24 protein-coding genes and 1 tRNA gene are annotated in these 23,221 nt (G+C 54.3%); 13 read left to right on the top strand and 12 right to left on the bottom strand.

The window, feature by feature from the left end:
* Positions 1 to 23 precede the first annotated feature (23 nt).
* From WS95_RS21060 to WS95_RS21050, 4 genes are all read left to right on the top strand, one after another.
* Entirely contained in the window at positions 24 to 716 is a 693-nt protein-coding gene (locus WS95_RS21060) for a response regulator (RefSeq protein ID WP_059825558.1), read from the top strand.
* Positions 713 to 1,336: a hypothetical protein gene (locus WS95_RS21055; protein ID WP_059825555.1), complete on the top strand. Its 624-nt coding sequence runs from the start codon at positions 713 to 715 to the stop codon at positions 1,334 to 1,336. The genes WS95_RS21060 and WS95_RS21055 overlap by 4 nt, the downstream gene beginning before the upstream one ends.
* A gap of 3 nt (positions 1,337 to 1,339) precedes the next feature.
* Positions 1,340 to 1,729, top strand: a complete 390-nt coding sequence (locus WS95_RS35800) for a hypothetical protein (protein ID WP_257139911.1) — start codon at positions 1,340 to 1,342, stop codon at positions 1,727 to 1,729.
* A 235-nt stretch (positions 1,730 to 1,964) separates the two neighbouring features.
* Positions 1,965 to 3,791: a S53 family peptidase gene (locus tag WS95_RS21050; protein WP_059825553.1), complete on the top strand. Its 1,827-nt coding sequence runs from the start codon at positions 1,965 to 1,967 to the stop codon at positions 3,789 to 3,791.
* A gap of 142 nt (positions 3,792 to 3,933) precedes the next feature.
* On the opposite strand, the gene WS95_RS21045 is transcribed toward WS95_RS21050, so the two are convergent.
* The gene (locus WS95_RS21045) at positions 3,934 to 4,584 is read right to left on the bottom strand and encodes a pyridoxamine 5'-phosphate oxidase family protein (protein ID WP_059825550.1); all 651 of its coding nucleotides are present in this window, start codon (positions 4,582 to 4,584) and stop codon (positions 3,934 to 3,936) included.
* A 235-nt stretch (positions 4,585 to 4,819) separates the two neighbouring features.
* On the opposite strand from WS95_RS21045, the gene pdxR reads away from it, so the two are divergent.
* Positions 4,820 to 6,316 (top strand): MocR-like pyridoxine biosynthesis transcription factor PdxR, encoded by a 1,497-nt coding sequence (gene pdxR, locus WS95_RS21040; RefSeq protein WP_059825547.1) that lies wholly within the window; start codon positions 4,820 to 4,822, stop codon positions 6,314 to 6,316.
* Between the two features lie 7 nt (positions 6,317 to 6,323).
* Here the strand turns inward: pdxR and WS95_RS21035 are convergent, their stop codons facing one another.
* Both WS95_RS21035 and WS95_RS21030 read right to left on the bottom strand, forming a co-directional pair.
* Positions 6,324 to 7,874 (bottom strand): phospholipase D family protein, encoded by a 1,551-nt coding sequence (locus WS95_RS21035; RefSeq protein WP_059825544.1) that lies wholly within the window; start codon positions 7,872 to 7,874, stop codon positions 6,324 to 6,326.
* Positions 7,875 to 8,187: 313 nt separating this feature from the next.
* Positions 8,188 to 8,258 (bottom strand) — tRNA-Ser (locus WS95_RS21030).
* 195 nt (positions 8,259 to 8,453) lie between these two features.
* On the opposite strand from WS95_RS21030, the gene WS95_RS21025 reads away from it, so the two are divergent.
* The 5 genes from WS95_RS21025 (at position 8,454) to WS95_RS35025 (ending at position 12,919) form a co-directional block, all read left to right on the top strand.
* Positions 8,454 to 9,845, top strand: a complete 1,392-nt coding sequence (locus WS95_RS21025; RefSeq protein ID WP_059825541.1) for a tyrosine-type recombinase/integrase — start codon at positions 8,454 to 8,456, stop codon at positions 9,843 to 9,845.
* Positions 9,835 to 10,674 carry a helix-turn-helix transcriptional regulator gene (locus WS95_RS21020; RefSeq protein WP_156444536.1) on the top strand — a complete coding sequence of 280 codons (840 nt, stop codon included), beginning with the start codon at positions 9,835 to 9,837 and terminating at the stop codon, positions 10,672 to 10,674. The genes WS95_RS21025 and WS95_RS21020 overlap by 11 nt, the downstream gene beginning before the upstream one ends.
* Before the next feature lie 144 nt (positions 10,675 to 10,818).
* Positions 10,819 to 11,487, top strand: a complete 669-nt coding sequence (locus WS95_RS21015) for a hypothetical protein (protein WP_059825535.1) — start codon at positions 10,819 to 10,821, stop codon at positions 11,485 to 11,487.
* 129 nt (positions 11,488 to 11,616) lie between these two features.
* The gene (locus tag WS95_RS35030; RefSeq protein WP_156444535.1) at positions 11,617 to 11,943 is read left to right on the top strand and encodes a hypothetical protein; all 327 of its coding nucleotides are present in this window, start codon (positions 11,617 to 11,619) and stop codon (positions 11,941 to 11,943) included.
* 109 nt (positions 11,944 to 12,052) lie between these two features.
* Entirely contained in the window at positions 12,053 to 12,919 is an 867-nt protein-coding gene (locus tag WS95_RS35025) for a hypothetical protein (RefSeq protein WP_156444534.1), read from the top strand.
* A 136-nt stretch (positions 12,920 to 13,055) separates the two neighbouring features.
* Here the strand turns inward: WS95_RS35025 and WS95_RS35020 are convergent, their stop codons facing one another.
* A complete protein-coding gene (locus WS95_RS35020) occupies positions 13,056 to 13,472 on the bottom strand; it encodes a hypothetical protein (RefSeq protein WP_156444533.1) in 417 nt (138 codons plus the stop codon).
* A gap of 505 nt (positions 13,473 to 13,977) precedes the next feature.
* Positions 13,978 to 14,196 carry a helix-turn-helix domain-containing protein gene (locus tag WS95_RS21005; protein WP_059825528.1) on the bottom strand — a complete coding sequence of 73 codons (219 nt, stop codon included), beginning with the start codon at positions 14,194 to 14,196 and terminating at the stop codon, positions 13,978 to 13,980.
* Between the two features lie 89 nt (positions 14,197 to 14,285).
* Here WS95_RS21005 and WS95_RS35015 point away from each other — a divergent pair, with 89 nt between their 5' ends.
* Entirely contained in the window at positions 14,286 to 15,107 is an 822-nt protein-coding gene (locus WS95_RS35015; RefSeq protein ID WP_156444532.1) for a hypothetical protein, read from the top strand.
* Positions 15,108 to 15,706: 599 nt separating this feature from the next.
* Here WS95_RS35015 and WS95_RS35010 read toward each other — a convergent pair.
* Positions 15,707 to 16,477: a hypothetical protein gene (locus tag WS95_RS35010; RefSeq protein WP_156444531.1), complete on the bottom strand. Its 771-nt coding sequence runs from the start codon at positions 16,475 to 16,477 to the stop codon at positions 15,707 to 15,709.
* 224 nt (positions 16,478 to 16,701) lie between these two features.
* Here WS95_RS35010 and WS95_RS33785 point away from each other — a divergent pair, with 224 nt between their 5' ends.
* On the top strand, positions 16,702 to 19,443 hold the full coding sequence (locus WS95_RS33785; RefSeq protein WP_257139910.1) for a DotA/TraY family protein: 2,742 nt from the start codon (positions 16,702 to 16,704) through the stop codon (positions 19,441 to 19,443).
* A 201-nt stretch (positions 19,444 to 19,644) separates the two neighbouring features.
* On the top strand, positions 19,645 to 19,932 hold the full coding sequence (locus WS95_RS35005) for a hypothetical protein (protein WP_156444530.1): 288 nt from the start codon (positions 19,645 to 19,647) through the stop codon (positions 19,930 to 19,932).
* Between the two features lie 421 nt (positions 19,933 to 20,353).
* On the opposite strand, the gene WS95_RS20985 is transcribed toward WS95_RS35005, so the two are convergent.
* The 6 genes from WS95_RS20985 to WS95_RS34995 all read right to left on the bottom strand — a co-directional run bounded on the left by WS95_RS20985 (position 20,354) and on the right by WS95_RS34995 (position 23,168).
* Entirely contained in the window at positions 20,354 to 20,956 is a 603-nt protein-coding gene (locus WS95_RS20985; protein WP_059825664.1) for a hypothetical protein, read from the bottom strand.
* A gap of 67 nt (positions 20,957 to 21,023) precedes the next feature.
* Entirely contained in the window at positions 21,024 to 21,257 is a 234-nt protein-coding gene (locus WS95_RS35000; protein ID WP_156444529.1) for a hypothetical protein, read from the bottom strand.
* Positions 21,258 to 21,315: 58 nt separating this feature from the next.
* A complete protein-coding gene (locus WS95_RS35795) occupies positions 21,316 to 21,729 on the bottom strand; it encodes a hypothetical protein (RefSeq protein WP_059825516.1) in 414 nt (137 codons plus the stop codon).
* 66 nt (positions 21,730 to 21,795) lie between these two features.
* Positions 21,796 to 22,110, bottom strand: a complete 315-nt coding sequence (locus WS95_RS20975) for a hypothetical protein (RefSeq protein WP_059825513.1) — start codon at positions 22,108 to 22,110, stop codon at positions 21,796 to 21,798.
* Between the two features lie 138 nt (positions 22,111 to 22,248).
* The gene (locus WS95_RS20970; protein ID WP_059825509.1) at positions 22,249 to 22,761 is read right to left on the bottom strand and encodes a hypothetical protein; all 513 of its coding nucleotides are present in this window, start codon (positions 22,759 to 22,761) and stop codon (positions 22,249 to 22,251) included.
* 92 nt (positions 22,762 to 22,853) lie between these two features.
* Entirely contained in the window at positions 22,854 to 23,168 is a 315-nt protein-coding gene (locus WS95_RS34995; protein WP_156444528.1) for a hypothetical protein, read from the bottom strand.
* Positions 23,169 to 23,221: the final 53 nt, after the last annotated feature.

Below are 23,221 nucleotides of genomic sequence, written 5' to 3'. Positions count from 1 at the left end.
TTCGACATCGCACGGTACACTCCATGACCCATTCCCTGATACTGATTGCGGAAGACGAGCCCGACATCTCGGACATCCTCGACGCATACCTGAAGCGCGACGGCTTTCGCACCTACCGCGTCGCCGACGGGCAAGCGGCGCTCGACGTGCAGCCGCGCCTGAAGCCCGACCTGATCCTGCTCGACGTGAAGATGCCGCAGAAAAACGGCTGGGACGTGCTCGCCGAGCTGCGACGGCGCGACGATACACCCGTCGTCGTCGTCACCGCGTTCGATCGCGACCTCGACCGGCTTCAGGCCCTGCACGCCGGCGCGGACGACTACATCGTCAAGCCGTTCAACCCGGCCGAAGTCGTCGCGCGGTTGCGCGCGATCCTGCGCCGCGCCGCCGCGCCGCCGACCATGCGCATACTGCGCGTCGGCGACCTCGAGATCGACACCGACAGCTATCTGGCCCGCGTGCGCACGGCGGGTACCGAGGTGCCGATCACGCTGACGCTGACGGAGTTCCGGCTCCTCGCGCATCTCGCGAGATCGCCGAGCCGCGTGTTCACGCGCGGCGAGTTGCTCGATGCGTGCATGGCCGACGTGAGCGCGCTGGAGCGCACGGTCGACAGCCACATCTGCCGGCTGCGCAAGAAACTCGAACAGGCCGGCGCGCCTGGCATGCCGGAAGTGATGCGCGGCGTCGGCTACCGGCTGCGAGGCGTGCGGTGACGCCGTCGGCACGGCCCGGCCGGCAGATCGGGCGGGCGTTCAGCCTCGCCGCGAGCGTCGTCGTACTGCTCGCCTGCACCGTCGCGTTCTTCGTCCACGCACTGCATGCGCCGGCCGCGTTGCCGCGCGACGCGACGGCCGACGTCATGCTCCGCAGTGCATCCACTTACCTGGTGCCGGCAACGGCGCTGTTCGTCTGCCTGCTGGCCGCTGCGTTCGACCTGCTCAGGCTGATCCACCATATGCTCGCGACGCTCGACGCCATGGCGGACACCGCCGCACGGACCGTCGCCGGCGACCCGTCGGCGCGCACGGTTTCCCGCGACGGCTGTCCGGCCGACTTGTCGCGCTTCATCGAGCATTTCAATGCGATGACTCATCCAATGAAACCTGCGAATCCATCCGATGCGACGGCCACCGCCGCCGGCAACAGTCGCGTCACGCGCACACGGCTCGCCGAACTCGAAACTCGGCTCGACGCCATCAGGACGCTCGCCGACAATGGCGACGCTTCCTCTCGCGACGCGCTGCTTCGGCATGTCGACGCGCTGTTCCGGATCGTCGACGACCTTCAGGTCACCGAACGACAGGCCCCGCCGATTCGAGCATTTCCTCGATAACGATTGGCCATTGCAACACGCATCGGAAAGGATCGGCGAGCCTCTTTCCGCATTACCTGCGTTGCCGGTTTCGAACATTACAAAACACTACCGATCTTTTCAAAATCATTGCACTTTATTAGCTTTAACTTTGTTTCATATAATCAAAAAAAGTTTGACATCATACTTTCGTTCTTGATACCGTCCGATGCAAGCAATCCGACGGATTGCCTGCCACGCAAACGATTCCGTTCCACGTTTTTCGCTTCCGCTGCACCGAAGTACGCGCCGCCGAATGATGCGTTCGCCCGCCGGCGCGTGCAGCATCCCGATGTATTTCACTGGACGGCTGCCATCCGGCAGCGGGCCGAAGGATCGAATCAAATGAGCAGGACAACGAAGCTGTTGCTCTAGCAATCCCGCCCGCGCCGAATCCGGCGCGACTGCGCCGCCCTGAGGCGCAGCCTTTCCGTTACCGCGTTTTCCGTATTTCGCCCCCGGAGAAAAACCGCTTTCCGGATCGGGCGAAAGGCCCTGTCGCGTCCGTGCCACCCGCCCGCATGCGACAGAAAGCGGCGGTGCATGACCCGCACCGCTGTCGACCATCGTTGTTCGTGCCGTTCGTTGTTCAACCGGAGGGGTAATTCAAATGAATCAGGTTGCAAACAAGAAACAAAAGCACATTCGCGCCGTCAATCTCGCACTCGCCGCCGCGGCCGCAGCCGCGTCGTTCGGCATGGCGACCGCCCATGCCGCGCCCGCGGCCGGCTGGACGGAAACGCGCACCAAGGGCTTCCTGCCGCTCGTGCAGCAGAACGAAGCCGGCGCGCCCGCGGCGAGCACGGCTGCCGCGGCGGCCGCCGCGATCGACATGGCGCCCGGCGAATCGGTGGACATCGTGCTCGGGCTGAACCTGCGCAACGAAGCACAGCTCGACCAGTACCTGCGCGACCTGCATACGCCCGGTTCGCCGCACTACCGGCAGTTTCTGACGCCCGCGCAATTCGCCGCGCAATATGCGCCGACCGACCAGCAGGTCGCGTCCGTCGTCGCGCATCTGCGCAAGGCCGGCTTCGTGAATATCGTGGTCGCGCCGAACCGGCTGCTGGTCTCCGCGTCCGGCACCGCGGGAACCGTCCAGTCCGCGTTCCGCACGACCCTCAAGCGCTTCACGCGCAACGGCCGCAGCGTGTATGCGAACACCGATGCCGCGCAAGTGCCGAACGCGATCGGCAACATCGTCGGCGCGGTGCTCGGCCTGCAGAACGTCGAGCTCATGCATACGGGCGCGGGCGGCAAGCCGCAAGGCAACACCAGCAATCTGACGATCCCGGCCGGCGCGTCGGCGGTGCCGCACAACCCGACCGAGTTCTCGTCGATCTACGGCGGCGACGGCACGCCGACGGCCTCGCAGACCACGGTCGGCATCATCTCCGAAGGCGACCTGTCGCAGACGGTGAGCGACCTCAATACGTTCGCCGCGAACAACGGCCTCGGCACGATCAGCAGCAGCATCGTGAAGACGGGCCCGGCCGGCAGTTCGTACACCGACACCGACGGCACCGTCGAATGGAATCTCGACAGCCAGTCGATCGTCGGCACGGCCGGCGGCAGCGTGAAGCAGGTCGTGTTCTATACCGCGCCGTCGATGACGCTCACCGCGATCACGGCCGCGTACAACAAGGCCGTGACCGACAACGTCGCGAAAGTGATCAACGTATCGCTCGGCGTATGCGAATCGTCCGCGTACAGCACCGGCTCGCAGGCCACCGACGACACCATCTTCAAGCAGGCGGTCGCGCAAGGGCAAACCTTCTCGGTGTCCGCCGGCGACCACGGCGCGTACGAATGCGCGAGCGGCACGCCGTCGCGTTCGACCTACACGGTGAGCGAGCCGGCCACGTCGCCGTACGTGATCGCGGTGGGCGGCACGACGCTGTTCACCAATACGTCGACCAATGCGTACAACAGCGAAATCGTCTGGAACGATCCGAGCTGGCAGCCGGGCACCGTGTGGTCGACGGGCGGCGGCTACAGCAAGTACGAGGCCGCGCCGACGTGGCAGTCGTCGACCCTGACCGGCTCGACCAAGCGCGCGCTACCCGACGTCGGCTTCGACGCCGACCTGCGCACGGGCGCGATTCTCGTCGTGAACGGCCAGACGTCCGACACGCTGTGGGGTTCGGGCTACCTGAACAACGAAGGCGGCACGAGCCTCGCCGCGCCGATCTTCACGGGCATCTGGGCGCGGCTGCAGTCGGCCAACAACAATACGCTCGGGTTCCCGGCGTCGAGCATCTACAAGTACTTCCCGAGCAACGCGGCGCTGCTGCACGACGTCACGTCCGGCAACAACGGCAGCGGCACGTACGGCTACAAGGCAAAGGCCGGCTGGGATGCGACGACGGGCTTCGGCAGCGTGAACATCTCGAAGCTGAACGCGTTCATCCAGAGCACGTCGGATTTCGCGCGCTGACGAGCCATTGACCGAACCGGATGCGCAAGCGCGACGTCTCGTGCGCAACCGCGTCCGTCGATCCGCGAAGGCTGCGCAGCCTTCGCGGGTCATCCGCAAGCCGTGTCGTCTCGCCGCTTCCGATGCGGCCTCGTCGCGCCGCTCAATCGGCCCAGTTCCGGACATAATCCGGCACCGGCACGTGACCGTCGGCATGAACCGGCGCGCCGCGCGTCGTCTTCAACGGCAAGATCCCGGCCCAGACCGCCAGCCCGAGATCCTCTTCCTTGTCGGACGGCAGCGAATCGCTGATCTTCACGGCCGCTTCCGCCATCGAAATCCGCAGCACGCCGGTCGCATTGATTTCCTTCGAATTGCCCGGCCGCGCTTCGTGCTTGCGGCCCGGCGCGATCTTGTCCATCAACGCATCCAGCGCGGCGAGTTTTTCCTCGCTGCCTTCCACCACGTCGAACTGCCCGTAGATCACCGCGGATCGATAATTCATCGAATGATTGAACGCGGACCTGGCCAACACGAGGCCGTCCAGCAGCGTCATCGCGACGCAAGCCTGCGCGCCGGCCGACAGCGCCTTGATCATCCGGCTGCCGTTGGACCCGTGGATATAGAGCGCGTCGCCCTTTCTCCAGTGCGCGGTCGGGATGCAGTGCGTGTTCTGCCCGTCGCCGAACGCGATGTGACAGACGTACGCGTCGTCCACGATGCGGTAGAGCATCGTGCGATCGTGGCTCGCCAGCTCGGGCAGGCGGCGAACCGTGGTACGTGGCGTGGAAGAGAGCGTGGTCCGGTCGTTCATAGATCTGTAGTGCGAAATGAATGGTATCGGCATCGTGCCGTATCCGGGCGTGAGCGCGCGGTTGCCCGGCCCATCGACAGTCGCTTGCCGAATCGAGCAAAATACGCGCGTATCGCAAAGCCGCGCCGATCGCCAGGAATGCGCGTGCACCGGCCTGCCCCGCGAGAACATGAACGATACGATGCGCGCGGCATCTTCGAAAGAACCAGCACAAGGAAAATTTCTGGAACCAGCCATGGATCTCGCGCTGCTCATCTCGTCGCTTTCCAGACAGGACGGCGCGACCGCACATAGCCAGCAAGAAGCCCTCTACCGGAGCCTGCGCGACATGCTGCTGGACGGGCACCTGCCGCCCGGCACGCGGCTCGCGTCGACGCGCGTGCTCGCGGCCGAACTGGGCATCGCGCGCAATTCCGCGGTCTATGCATACGAGCGCCTGGCCGAGGAAGGCTTCGTGGCGGCCACGCGCAACGGCACGATCACGTTATGGGACGGATGCAGCCAGCCGAGCGCCGGCCATGAGGACGGCCCCGCACCGGTTCACCTGTCGGCGCGCGTGCAGGGGCTGGAGAACGTCGAGCCCGAGCCCGAACGCATGCTGCCGTTCGTTCCCGGCCTCCCGTCGCTCGACGAATTCCCGGTTGCACAGTGGCGCCGGTGCATCGAGCGTGCATGGAAGACGATCACGCCCGCCCGGCTCGCGTACGGGCCGGTCGAAGGGCTACCCGAACTGCGGCGCGCGGTGGCCGCGTACATTCGCGTCTCGCGCGGCGTGCGCTGCGACACGGGCCAGGTATTCATCACCGACGGCACACAGAGCAGCCTCGAACTCTGCGCGCGCATGCTCGCGAATCCCGGCGACTACGGCTGGCTCGAGAATCCTTGCTACAACGGCGCGAGGACCGCATTCCGGTCGACCGGCCTGAATCCCGTGCCGATCGAGGTCGATCGCGAAGGCATGGCGCCGACCGACGAGCAGTGGCGCACCCGCCCGCCCAGGCTGATCTACACGACACCGTCGCACCAGTACCCGCTCGGCGCGCTGATGAGCCCCCGGCGACGCGCGGCGCTCGTCGAGCGCGCCCGCGCATGCGGCGCGTGGATCATCGAGGACGACTACGACAGCGAATTCCGCCACGGCGGCCAGCCGCTGCCCGCGATCCAGGGCCTGCATGCCGATGCCCCGGTGTGCTATCTCGGCACGTTCAGCAAGACGATGTTTCCCGCCCTGCGGCTCGGTTTCATGGTGGTGCCGCCGGTGCTCGTCGAACACTTCACCCGCACGCTGCGCGAACTCGTCCATCGCGGTCACTCGGCCGACCAGCTGGCGATGGCCGAATTCATCGACAGCGGCCTCTTTGCGCGGCACCTGCGGAAGATGCGAGCGCTCTACGCCGCCCGGCGCAGCAGCCTCGAAACGGCGCTCGCGCGCCATCTCGGCACGTCGCTGAGCGTGCGGGAAAGCCCGGGCGGCATGCATCTTTCCGCGGATCTCGCGGTGCCGCTGCGCGATACCGACGTCGCGCGTGCCGCAGCCGCCCATGGCTTGCTGCTGCAACCGTTGAGCCACTACTGCATTGGCGACGGCCGCCGCAGCGACGGCTACCGCGGCGACGGCCGCCGATACAACGGCTTCGTCCTCGGCTATTCGGGGCTGAGCGACGCGACGATCGAGACGGCGGCAATGCAATTCGCCGACGTCATCGACCGGCACCGCCGCGCGCGGCGCTGAATGTCGCTCACAGTTGCGATTCGATCGGAAACAGCCCGAGAAACCACACTTCCATGCGCCGCGGGGCGGATACCTCCGGCTCGTGATCGATCTCGGTGATCTTCCCGTCCGCGTCCGTCTGAATCCACTTGAGCCGCCCTTTGCCGGCCGGATCGGTGCTCGCCTCGACACGCCATGCGATCCGATCGAGCCGCGCCTCCAGATCGTCGGCGACCTGCGACGCAATCGCCGGGCTCTCGCAGTAAACGCCGATCTCCGTATTGAGGTTCAGCGAGCGCGGATCGAGATTCATCGACCCGATGAAGATGCTCGTGTGATCGAACACGTAGGTCTTCGCGTGCAGCGACGCGCGCGACGAGCCGACGATGACCTGCTTCGAAATGCTCTTGTCGCCCGATGGCCGACGCTCGTAAAGCCGCACGCCCGCGTTCACCAGATCGCTTCGATAGCGCCGGTAGCCGGCATGCACGGCCGCCACGTCGGTCGACGCGAGCGAATTGGTCAGCACCGTCACGCGCACGCCGCGCGCCGTGAGCGCGCGCAGCCGCTCGACCACCTCCTTGCCCGGCACGAAATACGGCGACACGATCAGCAGGTCGTGCCGGGGCTGCAACGCAAGCGCGCGCAACTGCGGCATCAGGTGCCCGTCGCTGTCCTTCGGCGCGTGCGCGATCTTCGACGGATCGTCGTACAGCACCGTCGCATGCCCCCACGACAGCTCCGTGCCCTGCCCGTGGACGATCCGGTCGAGCCGCTGCCGGGCCTCGAGCACGTACGGATTGTCCTCCATCGCCCGCAGGTAGTCGCGCAATCGCTCGCGTTCGCGATCGAGCCCGCCCGGCGCCGCGTCGTGCCCGACCAGCGTATCGATCGGATACGCATACGGCGAATTCCAGAACGTATCGAATTCCGTCGAGATGTCCTTCACGACCGGGCCGTGAACGACGACGTCGAGATCGCCGAACTCCAGCATCGACGATGCGCCGAAATATTCGTCGCCGATATTGCGGCCGCCGACGATCGCCGCCTGGTTGTCCGCGATCATCGCCTTGTTGTGCATGCGCCGGTTGACGCGCGAAAACTCGAACACGGTGCCGATCTTCTTGAAGCGGCGCGTGGCCACCGGATTGAACAACCGGATCTCGATGTTCGGATGCGAGCTGATCTCGAGCAGCTTGCGGTCGTCCGCATTGGTGCCGAGATCGTCGAGCAGCGCGCGCACGCGCACGCCGCGATCGGCCGCGCGAATGATCGCATCGGCCAGTTCGTGCCCGGTCAGGTCGTCGTGCCAGATGTAGTACTGCAGGTCGAGCGAGCGGTCGGCACGGTCGGCGAGCAGCACGCGCGCATCCAGCGCATCGACCGGATCGGTCAGCAAATGGAACGCGTCCTGCCCCGGATGAGCGGCGGCCTGCTGCTGGAACGCGACGCCCAGCCGCGTATCGTCCGTATCGGTGAATGCATGCGTCGGCGTGCGATCGGCCAGCGGCGGCAGGCTCGCGCACGCGACGAGCATCAGCAACGACAGAATCGCACCCCACGAACGCAGCATGATCATGTTGGCCGCCCCCCAATGTCGGGCGAAGTCGGATTGTGTTTGTTCTGGCTGGCTGCCGGACGGAGCGCGGCACGGGTCCACGGTACGCGCGCTACGGACCGGCGCGCGACCGGATCGCGCTACAGCATACTTCGATTGATATCGGGGCGGCACGCTTTCGGTGTTTCCGCGGTGGCGAAGATGCGACATGCGGCGCCGGCACGAACGCGTTCAATACGTTCGACACATTCGGGCGGCGCACCAAAGAAAAACCCGCGACGCCGTGCGACATCGCGGGTTTCGAGGCTTCCCCGGACGACCGTGGAAGCGAATCTGGTGGGCCCCCCGGGAGTCGAACCCGGCACCAACGAATTATGAGTCCGCTGTTCATAGCCTTTCAGGCCCTTGATTTCATTACCAAAATTCCACAAGTGCTTGTTTTTGCTGGATTTTTCGCTTCCAGTGCTTGCCGTTCGTTGCCACTCTTTGCCACCCTCGCGTAGCCTAGCGTGTAGCCTAGACACATGCCGTAGCCTTGCGCCAGAATCAAGGCTACAGGATCCCCCCCCTTCTAGGCTACCTCAAAGGCGACTCGCAACCGTGCATAGCTACCCCAACAAGACCAAGCTCACGATCAAGGAAATTGAGAGCTTTCCGCTTTGCGAAGATGGCAAGCAGGTAACAATCTATGACACCACCCTCCCCGGCTTTGCTCTTCGTATCGGCAAGACAGCCAAGACCTTCATCGTATACAAGCGGGTCGCTCACGGAGCTCCCAAGCGCGTGACGATTGGGAAGTACGGTCAGATTACTTTGGACGAAGCACGCAAGGTTGCGAGCAAGAAGCTCGCTGAGCTGTCCTCCGGGATCGACCCGTTAGAAGAAATCCGCGCCAAGAAAGCTGAGGAGCAGAAGTCTGAGGAATATGCCGCACAAACTGTGAAATGGCTGCTGGACGAGTACACCAAAGAACACCTAGAAAAGACCAAGGGTGGCAAGAAAGGGACCATCAAAGGGGTAAAGCAGTGCCACATCTACTTTGGCGAAAAGATAATTACCCTGCTCAAGAAGGACCCCAAGGAAGAAGGGAAATGGATCATTGATCGCCAAGCCAAATTGTCTGACTGGCTGGAGCGCCCATTTCGCTCCATCACACGCGAAGAGATTCTTGACCGCTTCAATATGTTTGAATTGGCCAAACCCCTTCGGGTATCCAAGAAGGACGGGCTTATTCCTCTGGTTCGCACACATCAAATGTGCTTCAAGTATCTGAGCTCAGCCTACAACTTTGTCATACCTCGCTTAGAACTAGATATAAAGGAAAACTTCCGCAACCCCGTAGATGTCCTGTCCGTTTATCACAAATGGACGAAAACCAAAAAACGAACCAATATGGTTGAGTTCCGAAAGGAAGAATTCGCTCTATGGTGGAATGCACTCATTGCCTATCGCAAGCACAATGAAGTAGCAAGTGATTACATCCTGTTCTCACTGCTTCAGGCCGGACGCTCGATTGAAATCGCCAATTTAAAATGGGACCAAGTTGATTTTCAGTTAGAAGAGGTCAACTATGATGCAACAAAAAATAGCGACGATTACAAATTCCCTCTATCGACCCTTGCCCTGGAAATTTTGAAGCGTCGCAAAGAGTTCGCCATCAACGATTACGTTTTCGGCTATGCCGATAGCAAAACAGGGCATATCCCTCAGGACGCAAAGTTTCACTTCAAGAACATTGCAGAAGCCTCCGGCAAGCTGATCTCTCATCACGATCTGCGCCGTACATGGGGCACGGCTGCAACTTGGCTGGACATCAACGAGCGTACGTACAACTTCCTGCTCAAGCACAAGATGAACGATGTGAACGAACACTACCTCATGCGGAACTACGATAAGATTAAGGCAGCGCTGCAAAAGGTGGAGGATTTCTTCATATCCCAAGCAGCCAAGCTCACTGCCACGTTGCCAGAGAAATCAGAAAATGACACCTGATGAGTTCATTTTTAAGCTCAAGAGCCTGCCTCCCGATACTACCCTCACCCCATATCATTTGATTGCTGTTTTGGAGACTATTTCTCACTCCATGAGCAAGGGTGAGGATAAGATCGACAGCTACCCTGACTCCAAACTCATCAGCGAAGAAGCTCTTGCCGAATGGATTGACGAATCGATCAGCACCCTCCAAAAATGGAGAGTAAGCGGCAAGGGCCCCAAGTTCATCAAGAAACCCAAGAACATTGCCTATCGTGTAGGCGATGTCAGGGATTGGCTAGACAACCTCACGGTAGCTTCCACGGCTGAAAGCCATGTGAGGCTACATAGATTGGAAGGGATCTTTGACACAGAGTTCTTCCCTCCCACCCCGCTCCTCATCTGCTCTAATCAAGCAGAACCGATGCCCTTCTTTGATTCCCTGATCGCCCCACCCGAAGTAGTAGAAGGTTTCGTTATGGAGTACGTGGAGCACTACTCCACCCCAGAAGAAAATCTCACGGCTTGGCTATACAACAATATGGCAGCGTCTTCACTGACCGACCTCTATCAGCCGACAAAACGAGCCCTAGCCAACGGCGGCGATCCAAACAAGAAGGCGAAGCGGTTAGTTGGTGACAATCTAGCGGAGTTTGGAATAGCCGACCTCCTTGCTAACTTCAAGGGTACCGATTTTGGCTTTGGCGAGTTCATGTATCTTCTTCTCGACAACGATCTTGACGTTAGCAAAGTGAAAGACCCTTCTGTTCAGTTCACACAATCGGTCAACGCTCACCATCTGCATCACAAGCTAGAAAGCACCCTCCCACACAAGCCCTCTCAATCATAAAATTCCTCATCAAGAAGGGTCAACTATGTTGACTCTTCCATTCCTTCATCATAAAGTACCTCCATCAACAAACACATGGATTGAGTGAGTTGTTGATATGACCAACATCCTCAACTTCCTGATCTACACACTGGAGCTGCATATATGAGCAACATTTTCCTCACGCAAGCCAAGGCAGAGCGCTTCGCAGAACTGGATGCAAACCGCTACGCCCTCAGCCCTGAGGAGCAAAAGGAGTATCTGAGCCTCCTTCAAGAAAACAGCAAGATCTTCGCTGAACGTGACAACAAGATCGAAGCTCTGAAGAAGCAAGTAACGGAGTTGAAGATTTCGGCGCTGGAGCTTTTCACCCCGGCTGATTTCACACCGGAATCCGCTCTGAATTTGATGGTGAACCTGCAAGCCATCCATCACTTCTCGGCCGACCAACTCGGTGTGACTGCCCCGAAGGCAACCAAGGGTAAAGGCGGTAAAGCCGAAGGCTCGAAGCCGCGTGCTACTCGTCCCAGCGATGCTAACCCCATCCTCATCAAGATTCCGGGCACGCCGCGTGGCGTTGACTACCACAAAGGCCGCATCTATGAGCAAGCGACCTCTAGCCTGAAGGCACCCTATCAGACGATTGCCAAGGTGTTGGCTGAACACGGCAAGGATGAGAAGAGTCTGAAGCCCTTCTACACGCCGGAAGGTACGGAGTATTTCAAAACCGAAGAAGGCAAGGCAGAGCTGAAGGCGTTGCTTCACGCCATCGCTAATCCGAAAGACCCGGCACCGGCGAATCCGTTTACCAAGAAGGAAGCAGCGGCAGCGTAAGCTCCATGGCGATCAGCAGAAAGAAAAGCACCCTCCGGGGTGCTTTTTTACTTTGGAACTATCAAACTTGATAGTTGACGATAGCTGTTATTCCAGGAGGATTTACAGAACAACTAGAAAGGAGGAAGGATGCCAAATCAGGAGAACAAACGCAATCCAGCAAGCAAAATTCAGAACTTGCGAAATAAATTCCACTGCCAAGAAGATCTGGATAATGGGCTATATCTTCAGTATGGCCAAACAAGCGGGATAAAGGAGGGAGTCAAAAAAATAATGGAGCTATTGAAGCTACCCCACCTCGCGTCCATCACCACCAGGTTAAATAGCAGTGGCGGGATAGACATCATAACGCTGGAATTCAATGCAACCAAGATGCAAGCCAGCCGCACAGAAGAAAAATCGAGTTACGAAATATCCCCCAAACGAGCTGCTAAATTCAAGTACCTTGGAATATAAAAATCCAACAGCTCATCGAAAACAAGATAGCAACTTTCGAGCTTTTTTGTTCGTGCTATTATTGACCTCTGCCTCTCATCTTGCACGCCCCTCTTAAACAGGAGAACAGATGTACATTCTAGATACATCGGCTATACGCGCCATTCCGAGAAAAACTCTAAAAACGGTGGCACAGAAGGTCGACCTTGCCATATCAACGCTATCAGTCCTTGAGCTTGCCAGCCACCTGAATGATTCTGATAACAACGAAAAATACTTGCGTTCACGTGGCAATTTTTTGAAGTGCCAAGAATTGAGAATTCTAGATGATCCTTTTTGGCTTCTCTCCCAACAGAATCAAGCACCTGTGAACGCAACTCGCCAAGAGGATCGCATTGTTCTGGAGCAGTTGATCAAGAAGGTGGAGGATTCGCCAACACTGGAGGACTTTGCAACGCAAACTCTGACATATCCCGATGGAGCCATCGCCTCTTGTAGGGATGGAGGGAAAAAGATTGCAGGGATTTTGCATGAAGAAGAAGAGCACTATGTAAAAAGTGTTCAAGATTTGGCTAACTTAATGAGGTTAGATCCCTCGTTAAACGGCAGCCACAACTTGACTGCTGACGCACTCTTTGGAATCCTTTTGCATTCCAGCAAGTCATCTACCGACTCAGATCCAAATCTCCTAGCAAAGACACTCTTCGCAACGGCCCCGTACATCGGCTATATCCTTCACCGCATTTATATTTATGCGAACAAGCTTCCGGCTGGAGAATCCACATTAAATATTGATCGCAATGACTGCGAAGATGCCTACATATCACTGACCCTGGATCTAAACTCAGAAGACACTCTTGTAACAAGCGATAAGGGCACAGAGGAAGCCTTGAAGGGAACGATTGCGCTGCTAAATGATAAATTTCCCGCCCCCTTTAGCTCAAATTATGTAATGTCAACAGAAGAATTTATTTCCCTCGTCAGCGCCGCCACTTGACAAAATGAAATTCCAATAGATAATTAGTGATGGTTTAAACCTCATATGTTAAATCGTGAGCCCACCCTGACTCACTATATTGGTTACGAAAGACTCCTCCCCAGGGGTCTTTTTTCTTTGGGGCTAGGCATTACAGTCAGCATCCTTCCCATGTTGCAGCAGAAAAACGAACCATTATTGCTTTTATGTTGGGGAAGACGCTATCCGAGTTCCATTGCATAGGCACATTTTGATGGAAATTACCACACCCCGCAAAGCCAGAATGCGAATCTATCGATCCAAGAGCAACATCATCAATGGTGAGAAGGCTAATGGAAAGCTCCCCTCCTTTGACCGTTCGCCAACCATGACAGATCCAGTCAAATTCCAATACGATTTTTGTTGAATGGTGATCTGGATATGCTATTGCCTTGACATTTTTAAATTCCCCCAAAACGGTTCCGTTTACTGCCTTCAGCAACCATTGATCACCTTTAAATACTCTCAGGCTAGAATCGCTTTGCTCTGGAACGAAATTCAACTTAAATTGTTCTGCTTGCTCCAAGGGTTCCATGCTCTCCTCCTTCTTGTCTCGTAGGCGGTTGATAGTGCCATTGACAAAACCCACAATAACAATTACATGTTACAAGCAAATAGGAGAAACCATGAGCATCCCTGATCTCTGTTCAATTTTACTTGGAGGAATTGTCGGTTATGTGATTACGAAAATCACTTTTGCAGTATGCGACCACCTTATCAAAGAGCGAGGACGAAAGAGGCTCTAAAACAATCTACTTCGTCATCAACACCCAGCTTGCAACAAGGTTGCCGCCTATTCCAGCATAAAGCAAGAATATATTCTTTAGATAGTCTCGCGCCTCTTGATTGATGGATGCGTTCCCGTAAAAAGCAACCGTTGAGAAAAACAGCCCGAGAGTCACCATTACCATGCCCAATCCAAAGACATGTAGTGGATTCTTGGTTTTATAAAGCCTGATTCCGCCAAGAATAAAGACGACAAGGCATACGCTCAAGCACAGTAACTCCAAACGCAAGACAGCCTCCTCCGGTTCTCATGGTCAGATTCTCGCTATGACCTTACCAGGTGCAGCACTGCACGCTTCACACCATTCCACAAATTCAAGCACATCCATGTACTGCTCGCCCCTCTCTAGCTTCGAGACATAGCTCTGCCCCTTGCCCAATTTTTCAGCAAGCTGCACCTGGGTGAGATTCGCTTCGCGGCGCACCTCCCTCAGGACACGTCTGAGCTTCTCGTACCGTTGACCATATAGCATCCGGGCATGCTATAGTCTCGACCAGAATAGTCGATTTCAGACTATTCCTCGGTTTCAGTATAGATATCAACGACTTAGCAAGGGGCAACATGAAGAAAAAAACACTGGTTGTGGCTCTTGGTGCGGTGATCGTCCTGGCCGCGTGCGGGGGTGGTAATGGCGGCTCTGACAGCTCCAGCAATGGCTCTGGAACTACCTCAGGCGGCTCAACATCGACGGGGGGCTCGACCACAAGCTCAAGCCTGAAGCCAACTCAGTACGCCCTCTACAAATACGGTACCCAGTCCTCCCTTTCGGGCAGTGCTGGCACCGTATCCAATGCCACGGCCAATGGCGGCACTCTGGCGCTGGATAGTGGGAATACGGATCTGACGATTACTGACGCCACCCAAGGCAGCATGTCGGCGTCTGGCTTCTACATTACGAATCGCGCTCAAGGCAGCGTGATCATGTTGTGCGATTCCCTGCCGTCCAATGGCACGGTGGGAACGGGAACGAAGAGCCGCTATGTGGGGGCCGCGATCAGCACAAGCGACGGCACCAATCAGGCTACCCAAGTCACCAATGCGGCGGACCTTGCTGGGCAGACCCTCTACAACATCGAGGACTGCTCATATCAAAGCGCGGCCGGCAACCCCCAAGGTCAGAATTCGGCTCCCGACTCCTCCACAGCAAGCATGACCGTGGACAGCAGCGGCAACGTCACCTTCAACAATGGTACGGCCAATATCACGGCTGCTCAGTTCAGCGCCCTGCTTTCAGGCAGTGCGGTCACGAGCCCAAGCGCAAACACTTACTTTACTGCATACAAGATCGGTTCCGGCTCTTCTGCCAAATCGCTGATCGTGGAGCGCGGCATCCCTACTGACACTTCCAAGACGGGCTACGTAGGCATGTGGATCACCAACTGACGATCTATCTTCAAGCTGTGTGACGCAAAGCGCTCGAAAGGGTGCTTTGTCATATGAATTGGGGAAACTATGCGCGAGTGTACGTTGTTGGAGCATGGACCAAGCGGTTCCAGCACGAACTGGTCAACTCACACATGCACACACATTTGTGTCGTGTTATAGTCAGCGACCTAATTTTAAAAATTACTGAATAGGGGGTAGTATGCAAGATCCAAAAAAGAATAATCGCCCTTTGTACTTCGACCTCGGCCGCTCAATTGGCAGCATAGTTGTATTGGCTCTTTTGAATTTCCTCACGTGGCTCCTAGCCGCCCTGTTTACAGCAGTTTACCTGATGCATGCCAATGGCGATGTATCCACAAATGCTCATGTAACCTTCTCTGCCAAATTCGCATTTCTCGCGCTCATCCCATTAAACTGGCTTATCTGGAAAACAAAACTGAGCGATGGGAAATGGCGCGTCGCATTTTTCCGAACATAAAGTAGCGACAGGCAAACAGTATCGGGCTCCGCCTCCCATTGAATGCCACTACGGCCTACTAAGAACGGATAGACACAAAAAAGCACCCAAACGGGTGCTTTTTTTACGAATACCGCCTTCAGTTCAAGAACGGCTCGATTGGAGTGAGCAGCACAGCCTTTATGTAAGCGAAATTTTGCAAAAACATCGCCACAAACAGATTGCAAGCCAAAATATAGCCCAACGCGCCCATGCCGACCTGAGAAACCGAGAATTTCAGCGCCCCATCAAATGTCCGCTCCGTAAGGAATGCGAAGACCAAATAGAGAACTGACAGGAAGAGCATGGAAAATCCGATAACCGAGATCAGTGGATAGCCAATAGTTTTGGTTATCGCATAGCTCAGATCCAGCAAAGAAGTGCCACCAGAGAACAAACCTAACGCAGCACGTATATTGGGATACAACGACGCTGCTTGGCTCGCTGTGTATTCCAAGAAAGGTGTCGCGCACCAAGTTAGCCAACACACGATGCCCGCTCCGATCACATAAAAAAGATCCCAGAGCCTGCGCCCAAAACCAAATCTCACGCAATGCACAATTGCTGCACCCAAGGCAATGGGAACGCCAATGCATGCCACAATTCTGATAGAAGAATTGAACGCCGCTCCCGCCAATGGATAAGCAAGAAAAACTGCGATAGCTAACAAATTCCAGAGATACCTGAAACTCTTTTGCGCCGGCGCCAGGGCTTCGTTGTAGACAACGGAAACAGCGTTATTGTTGCCATTCACATGAACGTTCTTCTTATTGACGTTCCAAGTAAGACGCAAGGATTTGATAGTGAGTGCAAAGGTGGCCGTTACCGTAACAAGCCCCTTCAGACTAATGAGATCACTGAGGACTGACATATTACCCCTATAATTATTACGAACGGTACAAATCGACACCTATTGTACTACGAAAAGCAATGCATTAGGCACGCAGCACCTGCCTGAGTTTTTTATTGCCCACTATTTTGACATTTTCAAATTCCCTTGTAACCTGTATACAGAGGGAGAAATATCCCTGCACAACAAAAATAAAAGGGACGACGATGATAAAAATAAGAAAAAGCGCAATCACGCTACTAGCAATGCTGCTACCTAGCCTAGCATTTGCCTCCAATCTATTTGATGTTCCCGCTGGCGATGTCTCCATGAAGGTGCTAGGAGCAATCTTTGGTGGCTTATTAGACAGTGGTGGCGGCTCTGATCCGCTCCTTGCCGGTATCAAAATGTTCAATGGCGGATGCTTGATTATCGGTGGGATTTTAGCGGCCTACACCATATTGGCCGGGACACTGAACACAGCGCACGATGGAGAGATGTTGGGAAAGAAATTCTCTTCAGTGTGGATACCCGTCAGATATTCAATAGGTACTGCCCTAGTCCTTCCCGTAGTTGGTGGTGGTTATTGTGTGATGCAGGCCCTTGTTATGTGGCTTGTTGTCCAAGGCATTGGATTAGCTGATGGTGTGTGGTCGGCATATATGAGCAACCCTACTTCAGCAGCCAACACCAATGTAGCCAATGCAAGAGCACAAGTTCTCGCTGTAGCACAAGACGCTTTTAGATCCTCTATTTGCTATCAGTCCTACGCCAAAGCAATCGCTGAATCCGATTCTCTATTGAAATGGGGTCAATATTCTTACTCCAAAATTCAAACACCACAAGGCTATGTTTATGGAGATGCATCTTCAAGCGTAAGAAGAAACGGTTGTGGTGCTGTCAATTATCCTCAGGACACGACCATAGACACCACTGTCGCCAGCACTAGCCCTTCTACCAATGCAGGATACCTTGGCGATTTAGGTACCATTTTCGCTCCAATGGATGTGTCTGCTATCAATAAGGCACAAAATACCCAGACAGACTCATTAGTAAACAAAATGGATAGCCTAGCCAAGCAAGTTCTAGCTTCTGCTCAAAGTGGCGAAGGCGTTTCCATGACACCTGAGCAGGCCGCTGCCTACTACGCACAAATAAGCCAAGCAGCAGACGACTATCTTAGCGGTGTGAAGTCCACTGCGGATGCTTTGTCCACTGGCGATGCTTACGAAAAAATCAAATCTTCAGCCAGCAATCAAGGCTGGATACTAGCTGGCGCTTGGTTTACTAGAATCATTCAAATGAATGATCGAATCAACAAGTCAGTCAGCTCAACAGCAACCAGCGATTTCACATCACCAAAAATGGATGCTCTTATTTTTGATGATGCAGCCAAGTATCTTCGTGCGGCCGACTTAGTGTTAGCAAGCGCGAAAAACTCAACTCCAACAGACTCATTCGGAATCGAAACCAACGACAAAGAAGCAGGCGGTCAAACTCAAGTAACAAGCAACTTGTGGCTAAAAATAGAGGCCAAGATTACCGAATCCATGACAGGGGTGAATCTTTACGAATTAAAGAATGATGCACGCCACCCACTTATCATTGCCAATGACCTAGGAAACAGGTTAATTGCAACATGCAAAAACATTATGCTTGGCTTAGTCACTGCGATCCTTGGCGCAGGAATTATAGGAGCAGTCACAGGCACAACTGGATTAGTTGGCGCTGTGGTCAGCATGATGGGTTGGTTCGTAGATGTACCTGTCAAGCTTCTCATGGGTGTTGCCATGGGAACCGAGTACATCTTGCCTAACATGCCTTTTATTATTTGGATTGGCTGTATTGTTGGGTGGGTTCTTCTAGTCATTGAAGCCATTATTGCCGCACCTTTATGGGCAATCATGCACCTTCATCCAAATGGGGATGATCTAACCGGACGTGGTGGCAATGGCTATACCCTAGTCCTATCACTACTTCTTAGACCAGTTCTTATGATCTTCGGCATGGAAGCATCAATCGTTATTTCTGCCGTAATTGGTGAATTTATCAACAAAACCTTCTTCGAGGTGTTTGCTCAGAACACAGGGTCATTCACCGGCCTTAGCGCTGTAGTTGGCTTAGCAATGGGAACGTTGGTCTATTTCATTGTTATGTTCATTTTCATAAGAAAATGCTTTGGCTTAATGTTCCAGCTTCCTGATCAGCTACTACAGTGGATTGGCGGGCCAACAGGAGCGCAATTAGGTCAGTTCGCTGGTGAGTTCTCACAAGCTGCTGACAAGGGCGCTAACGCTGGTGCTGCTTTAGGCGGATTTGCAGCTAGTGCAGCCGCCAAGGGTATCTCAAAAGGTGGCGGAAAACTTGGAAGCTTCATTGACAATAAAATCAATGAAAGAAAAGAAAGAGCGCTCGCCGGAGACAAAAATCTTGAAGGCGAAGCAGGTCAAGGTGCTGCTGACTTCAAAAATCAGTTTGACGGCATGAAGGCCAATGTCAACCCTCGTGCTCTATTTAAGAATAACTATGCAGAGTTGAGACGAGCAGCCCAAAACAGCGAAGCCTATGCTGCTGCTTTGATTGGAGCTGTCAACACCGATCCTCAACATGGCAGAAATGACTTCGAAAGTGCCTTCGCTGAATCTGCTGCAAACGATCATGCTGACTATGGTGGCAGTCCTGTTCAAGCTGCCACAGACATTGGACAGAAGCTTATGGAACGCAATTTAGGTAGTGGAGAGTTCGGAAACTTTGCGATACCAGCGGCTCGCACTACCGAAGGTCAGATCGATGGTAAGAAGGCCAAGTCCGTCATGGCAACCATTGGGAGAATGCAGAGCAGGATCGGTCCAGACAGAACCAAGGACGTCCTTGATAGAGCTGTTGCTACGGGTGCCTCAGGAACCGACCTCATGAAGCAAGCGGAATCCTTCTACAAGGAAGAGTTGGCCAAGCCTCTTGAGCCTGCCCCTACCTCAGGCGGCGTAGATGATCAGAAAAAAGATTAACCGCGCAAGCACCTTCGGGTGCTTTTTTCTTGACTTCACCCAAGGCATAGCCCCCAAAAAATCGAAACATTTTCGACACCCCCTCGCAAACAATCTGTCAACTATCAAATTTGATAGTTGATTTATTCGAAAAATATTACCTAATAAGTATCGGTTGCGCGAACCTCGCCAACACGACACTATAATCAAGGAGATATTTATATGATAGGAATGAACAGAATACCTGTTATTCAATCCGCTGGAGTTGGAATTTTTGACACAACCCGAGTCAAAGACGTTAGAGCAGTAAGAGTGGGCAACTCAATCTGCGTGACAATGGAAGTGGATGAGAAGCCACAAGTCTACACAGCCGACCCTCAAATGTTGGAATACCTTGCAAACACTTACGGCGGCGATCTAGACATAATCAGCACCATCAAGGCGGGACCAGACATTTATGAGCATGCTCCAGTCTATAACCCACCTGCCAAACAGAAGAAATTCTGGTAATTGCCACACATGTTCTTTTCATTATTATGAGTGGTGGCGAGAGTGAGGCAATGTGAGCGGGAGCTCGTGAAACATCCACAAAGAGCACTCAAGGGAAGTGCTTTTTTGTCGCCTATGATTTGACATAGACATTTTTATCCATATAATGAAAAAGCCACCTCAAGCGGTAACTTGAAAGTGGCCTTATGACAATTGTCCGTCGCTATACGTCCGCTAGGATTTCATCAATAAGCTGGTGTCGCCAATACCAAAAGTAAGATAGCAATTGACAATCTCACTAGAAGGCGGGTCATTTTCTTGTTCATGACCTTCTCCTTTTCCGCTTTGGTTTGCATAGTTTTCACTATGGAATCCAAGTAGGCGGTTGCACTTGGAAGCGGAAGCTTCATTGTAAACAGAAAAGCACCACAGGGTGCTTTTCTTATTGCTCCAGGATACCCGCTAGAGCTTCTACAGCATGGAACAAGGTGTCCTTGTTACTGTCTTCTTTGAGCTGACTGAAGACCTCGTGTAGCGGCCGCATTGCCCACCACAACCAGGTGCCATCATTGAGCGCCTTCACTGGCTCCCATACCTGGTAGGTGCTCTTGTCTTTGTTCTGCCTGTTGAGCTCCACCTTGTATATCCCTCCGTCGTATTTGAGCCGACAGCAGCGCAAGAAGCGGGCTGGCAAGTTGTGGCCGTTCGGATCGGGAGCTTTGGCATTCACTGACACCAGCACGATCTCCCCGAAGATCTTCACCTGGTCTTCTACTTCCAGCAGTAGCTCTTTCTTCCAGCTAGTCCGATACTTGACCTCCACAAGCTGCTTGGTGGTCTGCTCCCGGTTCATGACCGTGAAGTCAGGGAGGTGGCTCATCGCGTCTGGGTAGCCAAGAGCCCCGTACTCGGCACTGGTGAGGCACGAGAGCTCCCTGAGCACCTTCTCTATCCCGCTGTCAATGACACGATACTGAGCGTCTTCCAAGATCGCTCTGACAATGCCTTCCGTCATCTCCTTCTTGATACGGCTAGTGAAGCTCATGCTCACGGTCATCTCATCGAAAAAGAAAAGCACCCGAAGGTGCTCGGACTGCTGAGGTGTCAACTACTTAGAATGTGCAACAAATCATTCCGCATCCACCAAAATGGCACTCAAATTGAGGTGTAATGATTGGGGCTTCCTCGGATGTCTCACTCGCCGCCTGAATTGAACTCAATTTCTCATCTAACGACTTCGGATTGAACCCAATCTGAAAAGTACCCTTCTGAAACCCCTGCTCAGTCAGCACATGGCCAATTTTTTCCAGAGTGGCCAAGAGGTGTTCGTGCGTCAGATGATCCATGATGGTCTCCAAATGCGCCAGAGAAAAATTTGAGGTCGGCGCTCCCCTCATTCGAATCCTAATTCTGTTTCTTTAGCTCTGGCAGGCAGTAAATGCAGCGAACACGCCGTGCCTCCCCGTCTAGGAATTCTTGGCTGTCCCCCGATCCTGTCAGCTCATCCCACTGCTTCTCCATGTACTGCTGGAACAGTGCTGTGATAGTCGGGTGGCAACGGACGATCTGTTCTGCGAACTGAGGATAGAGGCTCAGGAACGCATACAGAGGGTATTCGTCGGCCCCGGCGTGAAAGTCCGGTTGCTGAGCGTCGATAACGATCTTCTGCCCGCCCACTTCCACATAGAGGCTCGGATATGCCAAGGCGATGAAGATATCACCTAGGGTGAGGTTTGTGTCGACAAGGAACGCGATTGGCTCATTCTCAAACAGGAATTGAACGTATTGGTCAGACGTCGTCTTGTGGTTGGATTCCATTGTTTTTCTCACATGAAGGCAAACGTCTTCGCCAAGTCATGTGGTTGGAATCGATGATACGAGTGATCATGGTGTTGCCTTCAGTTTCAGCTTCTTGATTTCGGTCGCCATGCGGATGTTCTCATCCGTAGCAGGCACGGTTTCCGATGCCCCGTTGAGAAATACGATAACAAGCACTGCGCGATACTGCATAGGTTGCCTATCGTTATCCCATTCGATTGGTTCATAGAGTCCATATACAAAACCGCTGATCTGCTCGGGAAGTAGTGCCCCTAGCTTTGAACCCTCAAAGACAAAACTCTCTTCAGCCATTTTTATCCAATATTCCTTTTTCTCGGGTTCGTCAGTGTCGGCCCAAAACTTCCAGAACAGGGCTCTCATTCTTCTTGTTATGCTCATACATCCTCTCTTTTTACGAGAAGATCATACAAAGCCCCAAGCGAATGTCAAGATGAATGAAAGCACCCGAAGGTGCTTTCATAAGCGGCAACATGCGAAGTATAGCAAAACTTATTCTTTTCAGGCGGAATGAGCCACCTTTTCCTCACGAGCCTTCTTGCGCTTAACAGCAACCTTGGTGGCTTCATTCACGGTGTTACCAAACTGAGATTGGTCCGCAAGAATGATTGCTTCAGTTGCCAAACCTTCAGCCTTGATCTCTTCTGGTGTTTTCCCGGCCAACTTACCATATTTCATAGCAAGCTCACGAAACGCACGCTGAGAAGCAATCCAATCGGCCAACATCTCCTGCTGCTTCTCGTAGGTTTCACGAAAGCGCCCATCGTGAGCTGCGATTTCTGCAAAGGGCTTAGCAAGCAAATCTTTGTAGAAATCACGCTCTTCCTGATAGCGCTTCGCTTCCTTCTTGGCAAATGAGCCAGCGGCTTCAGCCATCCCGGCACGATGGTTCGCATCACTTATTGCCTCGTTCTTTTTCTTCAAGTCCTGATTTTGGCGATCAATGACACGCTCTTGGGAACCCATCTTTTCCAAGACATGCAAACCAGCAGTATAATTCAAAAAGTCGCTCATATTTTCACCCATAATTAAATTAATTTGTCAAGCATTATTTGTACACTACCGTACAAATTATGAAAAAGCAAATTTATTCAATGATTTATCGCTTATTTCGTAGGCTTGAAGAAATTTTCCCTAGAAAGCTCCCTCCTTACCCTCCACTTGGTATAGAAGACCCACCTCCCGGACCATATTCTGTAGATAAACACTGGCGAAGAGAAAAGAAAGAAAAGGGATACCGCAATATATGACCAAGCCTGAGCGATTTCTTGTTGCTTACCTTCTGCTACTCCTGCCATTCCTACAACGAGCATGAGAGGCGCAATAGAGAGACTAGAAATGCAAGCCACTGTCATCACGACCTTTACCCATTTGGTGGCGAGACGCAGCAGCCATTCAATAATTTTTGATAGATCGTCCATGCTTTTCCTTGTGTTCTCATTTAGAGGTAAGAAAACTTGGCAAGCATGTCAAT

Source organism: Burkholderia sp. MSMB1826 (assembly GCF_001526325.1).
Lineage (GTDB): Bacteria > Pseudomonadota > Gammaproteobacteria > Burkholderiales > Burkholderiaceae > Burkholderia.
Note: the sequence above shows the minus strand (reverse complement) of the source record. Positions and strands in the feature narration are given on the sequence as shown.

Bases quoted from the DNA above. Each gene is read 5' to 3' on its own strand.
- WS95_RS21060 (WP_059825558.1), top strand. From the start codon at position 24: ATGACCCATTCCCTGATACTGATTGCGGAAGACGAGCCCGACATCTCG.
- WS95_RS21050 (WP_059825553.1), top strand. From the start codon at position 1,965: ATGAATCAGGTTGCAAACAAGAAACAAAAGCACATTCGCGCCGTCAAT.
- WS95_RS21045 (WP_059825550.1), bottom strand. From the start codon at position 4,584: ATGAACGACCGGACCACGCTCTCTTCCACGCCACGTACCACGGTTCGC.
- pdxR (WP_059825547.1), top strand. From the start codon at position 4,820: ATGGATCTCGCGCTGCTCATCTCGTCGCTTTCCAGACAGGACGGCGCG.
- WS95_RS21035 (WP_059825544.1), bottom strand. From the start codon at position 7,874: ATGATCATGCTGCGTTCGTGGGGTGCGATTCTGTCGTTGCTGATGCTC.
- WS95_RS21020 (WP_156444536.1), top strand. From the start codon at position 9,835: ATGACACCTGATGAGTTCATTTTTAAGCTCAAGAGCCTGCCTCCCGAT.
- WS95_RS21015 (WP_059825535.1), top strand. From the start codon at position 10,819: ATGAGCAACATTTTCCTCACGCAAGCCAAGGCAGAGCGCTTCGCAGAA.
- WS95_RS35030 (WP_156444535.1), top strand. From the start codon at position 11,617: ATGCCAAATCAGGAGAACAAACGCAATCCAGCAAGCAAAATTCAGAAC.
- WS95_RS35025 (WP_156444534.1), top strand. From the start codon at position 12,053: ATGTACATTCTAGATACATCGGCTATACGCGCCATTCCGAGAAAAACT.
- WS95_RS35020 (WP_156444533.1), bottom strand. From the start codon at position 13,472: ATGGAACCCTTGGAGCAAGCAGAACAATTTAAGTTGAATTTCGTTCCA.
- WS95_RS21005 (WP_059825528.1), bottom strand. From the start codon at position 14,196: ATGCTATATGGTCAACGGTACGAGAAGCTCAGACGTGTCCTGAGGGAG.
- WS95_RS35015 (WP_156444532.1), top strand. From the start codon at position 14,286: ATGAAGAAAAAAACACTGGTTGTGGCTCTTGGTGCGGTGATCGTCCTG.
- WS95_RS35010 (WP_156444531.1), bottom strand. From the start codon at position 16,477: ATGTCAGTCCTCAGTGATCTCATTAGTCTGAAGGGGCTTGTTACGGTA.
- WS95_RS33785 (WP_257139910.1), top strand. From the start codon at position 16,702: ATGCTGCTACCTAGCCTAGCATTTGCCTCCAATCTATTTGATGTTCCC.
- WS95_RS35005 (WP_156444530.1), top strand. From the start codon at position 19,645: ATGATAGGAATGAACAGAATACCTGTTATTCAATCCGCTGGAGTTGGA.
- WS95_RS20985 (WP_059825664.1), bottom strand. From the start codon at position 20,956: ATGAGCTTCACTAGCCGTATCAAGAAGGAGATGACGGAAGGCATTGTC.
- WS95_RS35000 (WP_156444529.1), bottom strand. From the start codon at position 21,257: ATGGATCATCTGACGCACGAACACCTCTTGGCCACTCTGGAAAAAATT.
- WS95_RS35795 (WP_059825516.1), bottom strand. From the start codon at position 21,729: ATGGAATCCAACCACAAGACGACGTCTGACCAATACGTTCAATTCCTG.
- WS95_RS20975 (WP_059825513.1), bottom strand. From the start codon at position 22,110: ATGAGAGCCCTGTTCTGGAAGTTTTGGGCCGACACTGACGAACCCGAG.
- WS95_RS20970 (WP_059825509.1), bottom strand. From the start codon at position 22,761: ATGAGCGACTTTTTGAATTATACTGCTGGTTTGCATGTCTTGGAAAAG.
- WS95_RS34995 (WP_156444528.1), bottom strand. From the start codon at position 23,168: ATGGACGATCTATCAAAAATTATTGAATGGCTGCTGCGTCTCGCCACC.